This is a genomic window from Acidovorax sp. GW823-FHT01C06 (assembly GCF_058798375.1).
In genome coordinates this window covers 1-13,842 of record NZ_JBXAKN010000012.1, presented here as the reverse complement: position 1 = coordinate 13,842, position 13,842 = coordinate 1, and the positions used below count along the sequence as shown (strand labels likewise).

Here is a 13,842-nt window from a genome sequence, read left to right as displayed (position 1 = left end):
CTTATTGATAAAGCGATAGAGCAACATTTGACATAAAAATGGGGCGCCATCGACGCAACTGGCGCGCCCCCAGACCAGGGATGCAGAGCAAGGGCCGCCCCGCAGCGAGTGCATCGTCCCCCTTCCCGGAGCGCGAAGCGCGCAGAGAGAAGGGGGAAGGCGCGCAGCGCCTCAGGGGGATGCCGCCTGGCTATGCTTCCACAATCATCCGCGTGCGCATCTCCAGGTGGAGTGCATGGCAGAAGTGCGTGCAGTAGCACCAGAACACACCGGGCTTGTCGGCCACGAAGGACACGGACGCGGTCTCCAGCGGGTTCACGATGAAGTTCACGTTGTAGTTCGGGATCGCGAAGCCGTGCGTCAGGTCTTCGATCTTGTCCAGGTTGGTCAGGATCAGCGTGACCTCGTCACCCTTCTTGAGCTTGAACTCGCGCAGGCTGAAGGCCGGGGCTTGCGAAGTCATCTTCACGGTGACCTTCTTGCCGTTGCGGAACACGCCGGACTCCTTGGGGTCCTTGACGGCCAGCGGGAACTCGTCGAGCGTGTAGACCTGCTTGGGGCGCACCAGGTCGCGCTTGAAGATGATGAAGTCGTGCGGCTCGCCGCGCACGGGGTGGTCGGCCATCAGCACCATCTTCTCGCCCGAGATGTCGATGAGCTGCTCGTTCTCGGGGTGCAGCGGGCCCACGGGCAGGAAGCGGTCCTTGGAGAACTTGCAGCCCACGGCCAGGAACTTGCCGTCGGCGGCCTTGGTCTCGGACTGCGAGGCGTTCAAGTGGCCCGGCTGGTATTGCACATCGAGGCGGTCCACCACGTACTTGGCGGTCTTGTCGCCCGCGTGGAACTTGATGGCGGCCTCCACGTTCCACTTCACGACCTGGCTGTCCAGGAAGAGCGTGGTGTAGGCATTGCCACGGCCGTCGAAGGCGGTGTGCAGCGGACCCAGGCCCAGCTCCACCTCGGCCACGATGGCGGAGTCCAGCTTTTCGAGCTTGCCGTCGAAGTAGTCGAGCACCTTGGCCAGCTCGATCACGGTGCCGGTGGGCGAGAGCTTGCCCGCGCAGATGAAGTACTTGCCATCGGGGCTGGCGTTCACGCCGTGCGGGTTCTTGGGCACCGACACGTACGCGGTAAGCGCCGTCTTGGGGTCCTTGTTCGCCTCGTGGGTGCCGTCCACCACGGGCACCTTGCTGGTGCCGATGGTCTTGAACTTGCCAGCCTTCACGGCGGCCTCGATGCGGCCCACGTTGAAGAACAGGCAGGCGTCGCGTTCGGCGGCCATCATGTCCTCGTACTTCGCGCCCATCTCCACGTTGTACTGGTTGGTGGCCGCGAGCTTGCCGTCGTACGACGTGGCGACCAGGTCGCAGTTGCCGTCGATCAGCACTTGCCAGCGCACTTCCATCGTTTCTGCATCGACGCAGCTGAACATGGAGCGGTACTTGCTCGAATCTTCCGTGCCGGTGTTGGGCATGGGAATGGCGAATTCACCGCCGCAGAACACGCGCGTGGTGTAGTTGATGGCCGGGTCCACCGGGTCGGCCTTGTCCGGGAAGATGCCGTGGAAGCCCTGCACGTTGGGCAGCTCGGTGATCTTGTCGCAGATGAAATAGTCAAGGCGGATGCGCGCGATGCGGCTGTTGATCTTGTCGTTGATCCAGGCGTAGCGGCCGTCGTAGTTGCCGTCCTTGTACGAGGCGTGCGTGTGGTGGGTGTCGGCCACCGTGTACTTGAGGCTGCCATCGGGCTTGGTGCCCATGATCTTCTTGCTCTCGTTGGTCACGCCCCAGCCCACGAGCGCGTCGGGCACGAAGCAGGGGATGCGTGTGATCTCGCGGCCCGAGGGCAGGCCCAGCACGCGCATGTCGCCGGTGTGGCCACCGCTCCACAGGCCGTAGTAAGTGTCCAGCTCGCCCGGCTTCAGGTGCGGGTTCGCGCCGGTGCCGGCATGGCCTGCCGCGGACGCGGCCGGAGCGGGTGCCGCGGGGGTGGCCGCATTGGGCTTTTCGGTGCAGGCGGCGACGCCGGCGGTCAATCCGACCAGGGCCGCCGTGTTGATGAAGCTGCGTCGGCCCATGCCGGCGGCGGGTTGCGGACTGTCTTTTCTCTCGTTCATGGTTTTTCCTCTTTTGGGATGGCTCAGTTGAAAAAGGGGGGCGCCCGGGCGGGCGGGTGGGTCCGTGCGCTGGCGGCCATGCAGCGGCGCAGGGGCGCGCGGGGCGTGCCATCGGGCGGGGCCGTGAAGGCCTGTGCGGCGGCGGGTGCCACGGGCGGCGCGTCGGCGGCCAGGCACAGCGGGCATTGCATGCCGGCGGAGTCGGTGGAGACCAGCCCGTCGGCGGTCCGCAGGAAAAGCTGGGCGCCGCCACTGCCCGCGCAGATGAGTTCGACGGCCTGTGGCTGCAGCATGGGCGAGGCCACCGCGGCACCGAGCGCCATGACGAACCACGCCAGCACCCACAGGCGCAGTGATCGGAGGGCGTGGTGATCTTGCATGGCCTGGATAATAGATTCACATAATATGAATCAATTTGATCTGGATCATGCTTCGGCGGGGCCCGCACCTGCCCAAAACTGCCTCTTGCACCTACAGTCAATACGCCAGCCTGAAGAGGGCGCGGGCATGGCCCGCAGGGCTGCTTTCAGGTTGCACCGTGGACGCGTTTCGCGCGGGGCCACGGGCTCTTTGGACTGGTTGTTTCAATGACGAAGAACAGGATGTATGCGATGCAAAAGAAAACCGTGATGGTCGCCGTGGCGATCCTGGCTGCACTGCTGGCCGGCTGTGGCGACAAGAAGCCGGAGCCCGCCCCGGCCGCGGCCCCCGCTGCCACGGCGGCACCGGCCCCCGCGCCCGCGGCGGCCCCTGCCGCCCCGGCCGCCGCAGAGAACGAACTGGGCAAGAGCGTGTTTGGCAAGACCTGCGCCATGTGCCATGCCGCTGGCGTGGCCGGTGCCCCCAAGCCGGGCGACAAGGCCGACTGGGGCCCGCGCATCGCCCAGGGCAAGGACACGCTGTACAAGCATGCGATCGAGGGCTTTACCGGGGCCAAGGGCATGATGCCCGCCAAGGGGGGCTCCGCCAACCTGACCGATGCCGAGGTCAAGGCCGCCGTGGACTTCATGGCCGACAAGTCGCTCTGACCGGAGGCGCCATGCAGCAAGCATCTGTGCGCCCCCACGGCCTGTCGCGCCGCCGCCTGGTGATGGCGCTGCCCTTGCTGGGCGGCGCGGTCTGGAGTGCGGGAGCGGCCGCAGGTGGACGGGGGTTGTCTGAACGCAGCTCGCGGCCCCTGATGGGCACGCAGGTGGACATGGCGGTGGAGGGCGTTGACCGCGCGCTGCTGCGCCAGGCCATGGACCGGGCCTATGCGGAGATGCAGAGGCTGGAGGCGCTCATGAGCCGCTACCAGCCCCGCAGCGTGGTCAGCCGCATCAACCTCGCGGCGGGCATCATGCCCGTGGCGGTGCCACCCGAAGTCATGGCGGTGCTGCAGGGCGCGCAGCGCGTGTCGGCGATGAGCCGTGGGGCCTTTGATGTGACCGTGGGGGCTTTCAAATCCTGGAACTTTGGTCCCGGCGACAAGGTGGTGCCCGGCGCCAGCGAGATCGCGCGGCAGCTGCCGCTGGTGGATGCGCGCGGCCTGGTGCTGGATGGGGCCGCAGGCACGGCCTTCCTGGCCCGTCAGGGCATGGCGCTGGACCTGGGCGGCATCGCCAAGCTCCCGATCCTGGAAGCCGGCATGAACATGCTGCGCTCCGAGGGGGTCGAGAACGCCATGATCAACGGCGGCGGCGATGTGCTGACCCAGGGGTTGTGGCAGGGCCGGCCCTGGCGCGTGGGGCTGCGCGACCCGCGTTCCCCGGAGCATCTGCTGGGCGTGGTGGCCGTGGCGGGCACCGGTGTGGTGGCCTCGTCGGGCGACTATGAACGTTTCTTCTTCCACGAAGGCCGGCGCCAGCACCATGTGCTCAATCCGCGCACCGGCCGCCCGTCATCGGGCGTGCATGGCGTGAGCCTGGTGGCGCGGGATGTGGCGGCCGTCAACGGCCTGGGCGCCGCGCTGATGGTGCGGGGCCCGCAGGCGGGCAGGGCACTGGCGCAGCGCATGCCGGGGCTGGCCGTGCTGATCGCCGGGCAGGACGGCGGGGTCTGGCAGTCGGCGGCCATGTCGGCCCTGCTGGAGCCCGTGCCGTCCTGAGGGTGCATTCAGCCCGGGGCCTGGGCCTGCTCGCAGTGCACCTGCAGCAGTTCGCGCTCCGCCAGCGTCGCGCCAAAGCGCACGGCGCTCAGGCAGCCGCCCCACACGCAGCCCGTGTCCAGCCCCAGCAGATCGTTGCGGTGGAGCCAGCCCAGCGTGGACCAGTGGCCGAAGGCCACCAGCGTGCCCGCGGTGCGCCGGCCCGGCACGTCGAACCAGGGCATCAGGCCGGGCGGTGCGGCATCCGCGCTTTCGGTGCTTTCGAAATCCATCACGCCGTCGGCCGAGCAAAAGCGCAGCCGGGTGAGCGCGTTCACGATCACGCGCAGGCGGTCAGCGCCTGTCAGGTCGTCCCGCCACTGGTCGGGGGTGTTGCCGTACATCGCGTGCAAAAAACCGGGCAGATCGGGGCCGCGCAATACCGCGTGCACTTCATCCGCGTGTCCCAGGGTATCTGCGGCAGACCAGACGGGCAGCACGCCCGCGTGCACCATCAGCAGCGCCTGCCCGGCATGCGTGTGGGCACGGGCCAGTGGCTGCTGGCGCACCCAGTCAAGCAGCGCCGCGCGGTCGGGGGCGTCCAGCACCGTGCCCAGCGTGTCGCGCCGCGAGGGCTTGCGCGCGCCGTGTGCGGCGGCCAGCAGGTGCAGGTCGTGGTTGCCCAGCAGGCAGCGCAGGGCGTCGCCCTGGGCCATGCAGCGGCGCAGGACCGCGGCGGAGTCCGGCCCCCGGTTGACGAGGTCGCCCAGCAGGTAGACGGTGTCGCGGCTGGCAGAAAAGCCGATGGTGTCCAGCAGGCGGCCCAGTGCGGCGTCGCAGCCCTGGATGTCGCCGATACAGTAAAGTGCCATGGTGTGTTTCTTATCCGGTGAAGCATGGATTTTCTGCTGATCGCGCTGCTGACCTTGCTCAATGGCGTGTTCGCGATGTCTGAACTCGCCCTGGCGTCCAGCCGCAAGTCGCGCCTGGCCGCCATGGCCGAGGCCGGTGACAAGGGCGCGCAGGCGGCCCTGGCGCTGCTGGACAACCCCACGCAGTTCCTCTCGTCCGTCCAGGTGGGCATCACGTCCATCGGCATGCTCAACGGCATCATTGGCGAGGCGGCCTTCAGCGACGGCCTGGGTATCTGGCTGCAGGAGGCCGGAATGCCCGCCCGCCCCGCCGGCATCGCGGCCACCGCGCTGGTGGTGACGGTCATCACCTTCATCACCATCGTGTTTGGCGAGCTGGTGCCCAAGCGCATCGGCCAGCTTTATCCGGAAACCGTGTCCCGGGTGGTCGCGCGCCCCATGGCCTGGGTGGCGAAGGTGGCCAAGCCATTCGTGCGGCTGCTCTCGCTCTCGACGCAGGGCGTGCTGGCGCTGATGCGCGTGGACAACGCGGCGGGGCGCGCCGTCACCGAGGAGGAGATCGTGGCCAGCCTGGAAGAGGGCCGCGATGCCGGGGTGATCGAGCACCATGAGCACCAGATGGTGCGCAACGTGTTCCGGCTCGATGACCGGCCGCTCACCTCGCTCATGGTGCCCCGCAGCGACGTGGCCTGGCTGGACGCCGGACTGACGGTGGCCGAGGGGTTGCGCATGGCCGGCAGCGGCGGGGAGCAGGGAGCGCATTCCTGGTATCCGGTGTGCCGGGGCTCGCTGGATGAGGTGGTGGGGCTCCTGAGCGTGGCGCGCCTTCTCGAACTCGGCCCGCAGGCGCAGGGGCTGCTCGAGCGCCATGCGCAGCCCGCGGCTTTCCTTCCGGAAACGCTGAGCGGCATGGAGCTGCTGGAGCAGTTTCGCGCGCGCTCGGGGCGCATGGTGTTTGTGGTCGATGAATATGGCGTGGTGCAGGGCATCATGACCCCGCGCGATTTACTCGAAGCCATTACCGGCGAATTGCAGCCGGGCGCGGCCACGGACGCATGGGCCACCGCGCGGGGCGATGGCACCTGGCTGCTCGACGGCCTGGTGCCGGTGGCCGAGCTCAAGGCGCGGCTGGATATTCGGGATTTACCCGGTGAAGGGCGGGGGCGCTATAACACCTTGGCCGGCCTTTTGATGGCGGAAACCGGACATTTGCCTGCCATTGGCGAGAGAATCGGCTGCGCCGGATGGATATTTGAAGTGCTCGAGCTCGACGGCAAGCGCATCGACAAGGTATTGGCGCAGCCGGAGCCACCGGCCGCCTCCAGTCTCTGAAAGGCCCGGCACCAATACCCCGCCGCCGGGTGCCATTCATTATGGGCATGGCAGGTAATATGGAAATTCCATGAATTTGAAGGGGCGGATGGCAAAGGCGGCAGATTATTCATATAATTCATCCGTCACACTTTCCTCCACCCTGAACCCTGACACCATGACCACCAGCTATAAAGAACTGTTGAAGCAGCGCGAAGCCCTTGAGCAACAAATCAGCGAGGCCCGCCGGCGTGAATTGTCGGACGCGGTGTCCCAGGTTCGTTCCCTGGTGGCCGAATATGGCTTGACCGCCCAGGACGTGTTTCCCGCGGGCAAGGCCGCTGGCAAGGCCACGGGGCGCAGCTCCACCGCTGGCACCAAGGTGGCTCCCAAGTACCGCAATCCCGCCACGGGCGAAACCTGGACGGGCCGTGGCAAGGCGCCCAAGTGGATTCAAAACGAGAGCCGCGAGAAGTTTGCCATTTAAAAAGGCGGCAAACCGATGCCGCCAGGAATTCTTCAGGCATATCGGATGGCCTGATTCGCCTGAAGGCCCGGTGCGGCATGGCTGCACAGCCATCGCACAGAAAATAAAGCCCGCACCCGCGGGCTTTTTTTATGCGCCATTTACTTCGTGCATTCAGCGAATGAGTCCGGGTACCCCGGGGCCTCTTGGGGCGGCGGCGGCGGGGTAGGGATTTTTATGGGCTCGCGGCCGCTGAAGGCCCTTCGAGCCCATTGGTATCACGCGGGTTCCTGCGGATGTGGTTGCGAGGCCACCTTGCGCAAAACCTCCGCCGTGAAATCGTCGGCCGGAAAGAATGATTCCACGGCCAGTTCCTGCAGGGTCACGTCCACCGGGGTGCCAAATATCGTGGTCGTGCTGATGAGCGAGAGCATTCCGTGCACGCTTTCAAAGCAGAACGGCATTACCACGCCCAGCATTTCACCCGCCAGAACCGGCGCGCCCGGTGCCTGCGGCGCGGGATATTCCTGTAACTCGGCCTGCAGGGCGATCAGCGCCGGGTCGGCGGTGGCCTGTATTTGCTGGCGCAGGCGTTCAAACAGGTGGGCCCGCCATTGCGGCAGATTGGCGATGCGGGGGGCCAGGCCCTGGGGATGCAGGCTCAGGCGAAACACGTTGATCGGGGGCGCGAGCAGTTCCGGGCTCACGTGCGAGGCCAGCAGGGCCTGGGCAGCCTGGTTCGCCGCCACCACGTTCCAGCAGCGGTCGAGCGCGATGGCGGGGCAGGGTTCGTGCCCCTTGAGCACCAGCTCGACGGCCTGGCGCGCAGCCGCGAGGGCGGGGTCGTCCAGTGCGCGCTCACGGTACATCGGCGCGTAGCCGGCCGCCACGAGCAGGGCATTGCGCTCGCGCAGCGGGATGGCCAGCCGTTCGCACAGGCGCAGCACCATGTCGCGGCTCGGGTTGGTGCGTCCGGTTTCCATGAAGCTCACATGCCGCGTGGAGATGTCGGCCTCGTCGGCCAGTTCCAGCTGGCTCAGGTGCCGCTGCTGGCGCCAGGTGCGCAGATGGTCGCCAAACGATGCGGGCCCCGGCGGCGCCGCGCGGTGCGGCAGGCTGGGGCGCACAGGGCGGTGCGAAGGGGGGGATGTGGAGGTCATGGGCCACATCCTAGGGGGAAAGAGCGTGCAGGCCATTACCTGCCAGGTCATCGACGCGGTGCACCGGGACGGGAACGATGCAGGCCTGTTCTTCATTTTTTTACCCACCAAGGAGTCTTCCATGTTCAACCTGATGTCTTCCCCCCGATTCCTGCGCGCCGTGGTCTGGTTCGATGCCTCCACCGGTGTGCTGCTCGGTGCCCTGCACCTGCTGCTGACGGCGCCGCTGGCCGGGTGGCTGGGTCTCGCGCCGGGGCTGCTGCAGGCCTCGGGCGTGCTGCTGCTGGGCTACGCCGCCCTGGCCACCGCCATCGCGCGGTCCGAGCCCATGCCCCGTGGCTGGCTGTGGGTGCTGATCGTTGGCAACTTCGCCTGGGCGCTGGCCAGCCTGGCGCTGCTGCTGGGCTCCGCGGCCGCGCCCACCCTGCTGGGCCAGGCCTATCTGCTGGTGCACGTGGTGTCCGTCGCCCTGCTGGCCGAACTGCAGTGGATGGGCGTGCGCCGCCTGCCCGCATGGGCCGCCGCTTGATGGGCATCCATCGTTTGCTCTTGAATTAATAGCATCTGGCGCTTGTCGCACAAGCGCCAGGGGCATTCTTGATTCATCTTCCATGCGGCGGCGGCGTGGGCCGGAGCACCGGCCTGCGCCGCACCGGCACCGGGGCCCGGCGGCCCGCATAGCCCCACGATTGCACCGTCACGCAGGACTGCCAGAATAGGCCTTGTTGCCTTTCACAGGAGTTCGCCATGGCCTCATCGCCCAAGCCCGCCCGTCACGCGTTTGCCAACACCCTCAAGAGTTTCAGGACAGCGTCCGGCAAGGAGGGCCAGTTCTACTCCCTGCCCGCGCTGGCCCGGCAGTTTCCCCAGATCCACCGCCTGCCCGTGTCGATTCGCATCGTGCTCGAATCGGTGCTGCGCAACTGCGATGGCCGCAAGGTGACCGCCGAGCATGTCAAGGAGTTGGCCCACTGGGTGCCCAAGGCAGACCGCAAGGACGAGATTCCCTTTGTGGTCTCGCGCGTGGTGCTGCAGGACTTCACCGGCGTGCCGCTGCTGGCCGACCTGGCCGCCATGCGCAGCGTGGCCGTGAAGCTGGGCAAGAACCCCAAGAAGATCGAGCCGCTGGTGCCCGTGGACCTGGTGGTGGACCACTCGATCATGATCGACCACTACGGCAAGAAGAATTCGCTCGACCTGAACATGAAGCTCGAGTTCCAGCGCAACCGCGAGCGCTACGAGTTCATGAAATGGGGCATGCAGGCGTTCGACACCTTCGGCGTGGTGCCTCCGGGCTTTGGCATCGTGCACCAGGTGAACCTCGAATACCTGGCGCGCGGCGTGCACAAGCGCAAGGACGGCGTCTACTACCCCGACACCCTGGTGGGCACCGACAGCCATACCACCATGATCAACGGCATCGGCGTGGTGGGCTGGGGCGTGGGCGGCATCGAGGCCGAGGCCGCCATGCTGGGCCAGCCGGTGTACTTCCTCACGCCCGACGTGGTGGGCTTCGAGCTCACGGGCCAGCTGCGCGAGGGCGTGACGGCCACCGACCTCGTGCTCACGGTGACCGAGATCCTGCGCCAGCACAAGGTGGTGGGCAAGTTCGTGGAGTTCTTTGGCGAGGGCACGCGCACGCTGTCGCTGCCCGATCGCGCCACCATCGGGAACATGGCGCCCGAGTACGGCGCCACCATGGGCTTCTTCCCGGTGGATGAAAAGACCATCGACTACTTCCAGGGCACGGGCCGCACCAAGGGCGAGATCGAGGCCTTCGAGGCGTACTTCAAGGCCCAGGGCCTGTTCGGCGTGCCGCTGGCGGGCGAGATCGACTACTCGCAGGTCGTGCGGCTGAACCTGGGCGACGTCACGCCCAGCCTGGCGGGCCCCAAGCGCCCGCAGGACCGCATCGAGCTGGGCAAGGTCTGCAGCCAGTTCGCCGACCTGTTCAGCAAGCCCATCGCGCAAAACGGCTTCAACCGCCCGGCCGAGCTGCTGCACACCCGCCACCATGTGCGCCCGTCCGACGCGCCGGCCGAGGTGAGCGCACCCGCCGAGAAGCCCCTGCCCTCGGGCGCGCCGCGCTTCGTGGTGGAGATGGAGCACAACAAGCCCACCCTGGCCGCCGCGCACGCCGAGGTGCCCGCCCAGCAGGCCAGCCGCGCTGGCGACGTGACCCTGGGCAACGGCGACGTGCTGATCGCCGCCATCACCAGCTGCACCAACACCAGCAACCCCAGCGTGCTGCTGGCCGCGGGCCTGCTGGCCAAGAAGGCGGTGGAGGCGGGGCTCAAGGTCAAGCCGCACATCAAGACATCGCTGGCGCCCGGCTCGCGCATCGTCACTGAATACCTCACGCAGACCGGCCTGCTGCCCTACCTGGAAAAGCTGGGCTTCGCGCTCGCCGGCTACGGCTGCACGACCTGCATCGGCAATGCGGGCGACCTCACGCCCGAGCTGAATGAGGCCATCACCAGCAACGACCTCGTGTGCGCGGCCGTGCTCTCGGGCAACCGCAACTTCGAGGCGCGCATCCACCCCAACCTCAAGGCCAACTTCCTGGCCAGCCCGCCGCTGGTGGTGGCCTACGCCATCGCGGGCACGGTGCTCAAGGACCTGATGACGGAGCCCGTCGGCAAGGGCAAGGGCGGGCGCGACGTCTACCTGGGCGACATCTGGCCGACCAGCGACGAGATCCACCAGCTGATGAAGTTCGCGATGAACGGCAAGGCCTTCCGCGAGAACTACGCCAAGGTGGGCTCCGACCCCGGCAAGCTCTGGGAAAAGATCAAGGGCGTGGGCGGCAATGCCTACACCTGGCCCGCCAGCACCTACATCGCCGAGCCGCCGTTTTTTGCCCAGTTTGCTCTTGAAAAAGGAGCTGCCAGCGCAGATGCATCAAGCGCTGGCGGCCAAAATGACGAAAAACTTCCGTCCGTGCTGGGTGCGCGCATCATGGCGCTGTTCGGCGACTCCATCACCACCGACCACATCTCGCCCGCAGGCTCCATCAAGGAAAGCTCGCCCGCGGGCCAGTGGCTGCTGCAGCACGGCGTGATGAAGCAGGACTTCAACAGCTATGGCGCGCGGCGCGGCAACCATGACGTGATGATGCGCGGCACCTTCGCCAACGTGCGCATCAAGAACCTCATGATTGCCCCCACGGCCGACGGCTCCCGCGAGGAGGGCGGCGTCACGGTGTTCCAGAACGAGGGCGCGCTGCAGGGCGAGAAGATGTTCATCTTCGACGCCGCCATGCAGTACATCGCCCAGCGCACCCCCACGGTCATCTTCGCCGGCGAGGAATACGGCACGGGCTCCAGCCGCGACTGGGCGGCCAAGGGCACGCAGCTGCTGGGCATCAAGGCCGTGGTGGCGCGCAGCTTCGAGCGCATCCACCGCTCCAACCTGGTGGGCATGGGCGTGCTGCCCCTGCAGTTCCGGGCGGGCGAGTCGTGGGAGACGCTGGGGCTCACCGGCAGCGAGGTGATCGATGTGGTGCCGGACCCCGCGCTCACCCCGCAAAGCGATGCGCAGCTCGTCATCCGCCGCGCGGACGGCTCGCGCCAGGAGGTCACGGTCACGCTGCGCATCGACACGCCGATCGAGGTGGACTACTACCAGGCGGGGGGCATCCTGCCCTTTGTGCTGCGCCAGCTGCTGGCCGGCTGAAGATGATGCGGGGGTGGCCGGCGCTGCGGCGCCGCGCCCCGGGGGCCGCGCGCCCAGTCAGCCGTGTGCCAGGGAGACCGTAAAGAATGTGAATGCCTGCTTACTCGCCGATACACTTGTGACGTTGTGTCGAAATAGAGTCCCGCACTGCCTCACGCCCGTATGCCCCCTTCCACCCGCTTCAGGCCCTATCGCGCGCTGCTGACGGACACACCAGCCGTCACGGTGGTGCTGGTGGTGGCCGCGCTGGCGGCCGTGATGGTGCCGCTGGCGCAGATGATGGGCGATGGCGCGGGTTCCCAGCACGGCCTGGAGCCTTTCATGGAACTGGTGGCCGTGCTGCTCGGGCTGCTGGTGGTGTCGGTATCGCTGCACACCCTCGAAGCCCCCGAGCAAACCCGTGCCAACGTGCTGGTGGCGGGTTTCGGCGTGGCGGCGGCATGCAATTTTCTCCACGGCGTGCTGGCGCATTCGACCTCGGTCCACATGCCCACGGGCACGGCCGGCATCTCGCTGTGGCTCAGCAGCTGGGCCCGGGTGGCGGAGACGCTCACCCTGCTGCTCACGGCGGTGCACCTCACCGCCGCGGGCCCTGCCAAGGCGTGGCTGGCCGCCTCCGCCGGCATGGCGCTGCTGCTGCTGGGAACGGCGCTGGGGCCGCTGCCCGTATCGTTTGCGCAGGCCGCGGGCGGAGCCTTGCGGCAGTACCTGGCGTTCGGGCTCGTGCTGGTGCTGGCGGCGGTGGCCCTGCTGCTGCACCGCGATGCGGTGCGCCGGGGGCAGGCGCGCGAGCGCGTTTTCGCCTGGGCGGCGGCGGCCTTCGCCTGCGGTGAACTTTCGGTGGGCCTGCTGGGCGGCCATTCTCCCGTGGGCGGCCCGCTCGCCCACGGCTGGCGCATCGTGGCCTATGCGCTCCTGTACCAGGCGGTGTTCAACGCGGGCATCCGCCAGCCGTTTGCGCGTGTGCAGGAGGCCGAGCGGCTGCTGCGCGAAAGCCAGGGCCGCCTGTCGCTGCTTGGGCGCAACCTGCCCCACAGCGTGCTGTACCAGGTGGTGCGCGAGCACGACGGGCGCACGCACTTCGTGCACATGGGCGAGGCCATTGCCCGCCTCAACGGGGTCAGCGTCGAGGACGTGGTGCGCAACCCCAGCGTCCTGTACGGGCAGATCCTCGAGGAAGACCGCGCGCGCCTGCTGCGGGCCCAGGAGAACTCCTTCGTGAACATGGCGGCGGTGGAAGAGGTCTTCCGGATGCGCCGCCCGGACGGCCAGCTGCGCTGGATGCACCTGAGCGCCTCGCCGCGCCGGCTCGACGATGGCCGGGTGATGTGGGACGGTGTGCAGACCGATATCACCGCGCACCACCTGGCCGAGGAAGCCTCCCACGCGCACGAGGCCCTGATGGCCAACATGCTGCGGCAGGTGCCTGGCGGGGTGGCACGGCTGGACCGCGACCTGCGCGTGCTCTACGTCAATGAACAGCAGGCCCGCTGGCTGCACCGCGAGCCCGCGCAGCTGCAGGGGCAACTGCTGAGCGATGTACTGGAGCCCGAAGTGATGCAGCGCATGCAGCCTCATTTCGACAAGGCGTTCGCGGGCGAGGCGGCGGTGTTCGAGAACCGCATCGACGGACCCGGCGGCACCCAGTGCCACCACACCACCATCGCCCCCGAAAGCGTGACGGACCAGGGCGTGCCCGCCGTGGTGCTGTTCGCCTACGACCTCACCGAGCTCAAGCGCATCGAGGAAGAGCTTGCGCACCAGAAGGCACACCTTGCGCGCGTGGTCAACGCCATGCCCGACATGGTGTTCCTCAAGGACGCGCAGGGTGTCTACCTGTCGGTCAACCCCGTGTTCGAGCGCTTTGCCGGGCGGCCGGAGCGCCAGATCGTGGGTTGCAGCGATTTCGATCTGGTGGCGCAGCCCGAGGCCGAGCGGTTCCGCAACTACGACCTGCGCGCCATGCAGGCCTGGCAGCCGCTGGTGTACGAGGAAACGCTCACTTTCGCCGAGGATGGCTACCAGGGCCAGTTCGAGACCATCAAGACCCCCATCCGCGACCTGCACGGCCGCGTGACCGGCGTGCTGGGCGTGTGCCGCGACATCACGGACCGCAAGCGAGCGGAGCAGGAGATCGAGCGCCTGGCGTTCTTCGACGCGCTGACGGGCCTGCCCAA

11 protein-coding genes are annotated in these 13,842 nt (G+C 67.6%); 7 read left to right on the top strand and 4 right to left on the bottom strand.

Features of this window, described 5'->3' with window-relative positions; genetic code table 11:
- Positions 1-190 precede the first annotated feature (190 nt).
- Positions 191-2,116, bottom strand: coding sequence for a TAT-dependent nitrous-oxide reductase (gene nosZ, locus AC1RCS_RS21140; RefSeq protein ID WP_218341441.1), 1,926 nt, complete (start codon positions 2,114-2,116; stop codon positions 191-193).
- Between the two features lie 23 nt (positions 2,117-2,139).
- On the bottom strand, positions 2,140-2,496 hold the full coding sequence (locus tag AC1RCS_RS21135) for a hypothetical protein (RefSeq protein ID WP_218293644.1): 357 nt from the start codon (positions 2,494-2,496) through the stop codon (positions 2,140-2,142).
- Between the two features lie 231 nt (positions 2,497-2,727).
- Between AC1RCS_RS21135 and AC1RCS_RS21130 the strand changes: the two genes are divergently transcribed.
- Complete coding sequence (locus AC1RCS_RS21130; protein ID WP_218293645.1) at positions 2,728-3,144, top strand: c-type cytochrome; 417 nt, start codon at positions 2,728-2,730, stop codon at positions 3,142-3,144.
- An 11-nt stretch (positions 3,145-3,155) separates the two neighbouring features.
- Positions 3,156-4,202: an FAD:protein FMN transferase gene (locus tag AC1RCS_RS21125; protein WP_492245839.1), complete on the top strand. Its 1,047-nt coding sequence runs from the start codon at positions 3,156-3,158 to the stop codon at positions 4,200-4,202.
- Positions 4,203-4,210: 8 nt separating this feature from the next.
- Here the strand turns inward: AC1RCS_RS21125 and AC1RCS_RS21120 are convergent, their stop codons facing one another.
- Positions 4,211-5,053, bottom strand: a complete 843-nt coding sequence (locus AC1RCS_RS21120) for a symmetrical bis(5'-nucleosyl)-tetraphosphatase (protein ID WP_492245838.1) — start codon at positions 5,051-5,053, stop codon at positions 4,211-4,213.
- A 24-nt stretch (positions 5,054-5,077) separates the two neighbouring features.
- Between AC1RCS_RS21120 and AC1RCS_RS21115 the strand changes: the two genes are divergently transcribed.
- Both AC1RCS_RS21115 and AC1RCS_RS21110 read left to right on the top strand, forming a co-directional pair.
- The gene (locus tag AC1RCS_RS21115; RefSeq protein ID WP_492245837.1) at positions 5,078-6,385 is read left to right on the top strand and encodes a hemolysin family protein; all 1,308 of its coding nucleotides are present in this window, start codon (positions 5,078-5,080) and stop codon (positions 6,383-6,385) included.
- A gap of 157 nt (positions 6,386-6,542) precedes the next feature.
- Positions 6,543-6,851: an H-NS histone family protein gene (locus tag AC1RCS_RS21110; RefSeq protein ID WP_218294417.1), complete on the top strand. Its 309-nt coding sequence runs from the start codon at positions 6,543-6,545 to the stop codon at positions 6,849-6,851.
- 257 nt (positions 6,852-7,108) lie between these two features.
- Here the strand turns inward: AC1RCS_RS21110 and AC1RCS_RS21105 are convergent, their stop codons facing one another.
- Positions 7,109-7,990 (bottom strand): helix-turn-helix domain-containing protein, encoded by an 882-nt coding sequence (locus AC1RCS_RS21105; protein WP_218293648.1) that lies wholly within the window; start codon positions 7,988-7,990, stop codon positions 7,109-7,111.
- Between the two features lie 121 nt (positions 7,991-8,111).
- Between AC1RCS_RS21105 and AC1RCS_RS21100 the strand changes: the two genes are divergently transcribed.
- The 3 genes from AC1RCS_RS21100 to AC1RCS_RS21090 all read left to right on the top strand — a co-directional run.
- The gene (locus AC1RCS_RS21100; protein ID WP_492261997.1) at positions 8,112-8,519 is read left to right on the top strand and encodes a hypothetical protein; all 408 of its coding nucleotides are present in this window, start codon (positions 8,112-8,114) and stop codon (positions 8,517-8,519) included.
- A 218-nt stretch (positions 8,520-8,737) separates the two neighbouring features.
- Positions 8,738-11,665, top strand: a complete 2,928-nt coding sequence (locus tag AC1RCS_RS21095) for an aconitate hydratase (protein ID WP_492245836.1) — start codon at positions 8,738-8,740, stop codon at positions 11,663-11,665.
- Positions 11,666-11,827: 162 nt separating this feature from the next.
- The coding region (locus AC1RCS_RS21090) for a PAS domain-containing protein (RefSeq protein WP_492245835.1) at positions 11,828-13,842 on the top strand (2,015 nt) is incomplete at its 3' end.

Coding starts and splice junctions, on each gene's coding strand:
- AC1RCS_RS21115 (WP_492245837.1), top strand. CDS start 5,078: ATGGATTTTCTGCTGATCGCGCTGCTGACCTTGCTCAATGGCGTGTTC.
- AC1RCS_RS21110 (WP_218294417.1), top strand. CDS start 6,543: ATGACCACCAGCTATAAAGAACTGTTGAAGCAGCGCGAAGCCCTTGAG.
- AC1RCS_RS21130 (WP_218293645.1), top strand. CDS start 2,728: ATGCAAAAGAAAACCGTGATGGTCGCCGTGGCGATCCTGGCTGCACTG.
- AC1RCS_RS21120 (WP_492245838.1), bottom strand. CDS start 5,053: ATGGCACTTTACTGTATCGGCGACATCCAGGGCTGCGACGCCGCACTG.
- AC1RCS_RS21095 (WP_492245836.1), top strand. CDS start 8,738: ATGGCCTCATCGCCCAAGCCCGCCCGTCACGCGTTTGCCAACACCCTC.
- AC1RCS_RS21105 (WP_218293648.1), bottom strand. CDS start 7,990: ATGACCTCCACATCCCCCCCTTCGCACCGCCCTGTGCGCCCCAGCCTG.
- nosZ (WP_218341441.1), bottom strand. CDS start 2,116: ATGAACGAGAGAAAAGACAGTCCGCAACCCGCCGCCGGCATGGGCCGA.
- AC1RCS_RS21135 (WP_218293644.1), bottom strand. CDS start 2,496: ATGCAAGATCACCACGCCCTCCGATCACTGCGCCTGTGGGTGCTGGCG.
- AC1RCS_RS21125 (WP_492245839.1), top strand. CDS start 3,156: ATGCAGCAAGCATCTGTGCGCCCCCACGGCCTGTCGCGCCGCCGCCTG.
- AC1RCS_RS21100 (WP_492261997.1), top strand. CDS start 8,112: ATGTTCAACCTGATGTCTTCCCCCCGATTCCTGCGCGCCGTGGTCTGG.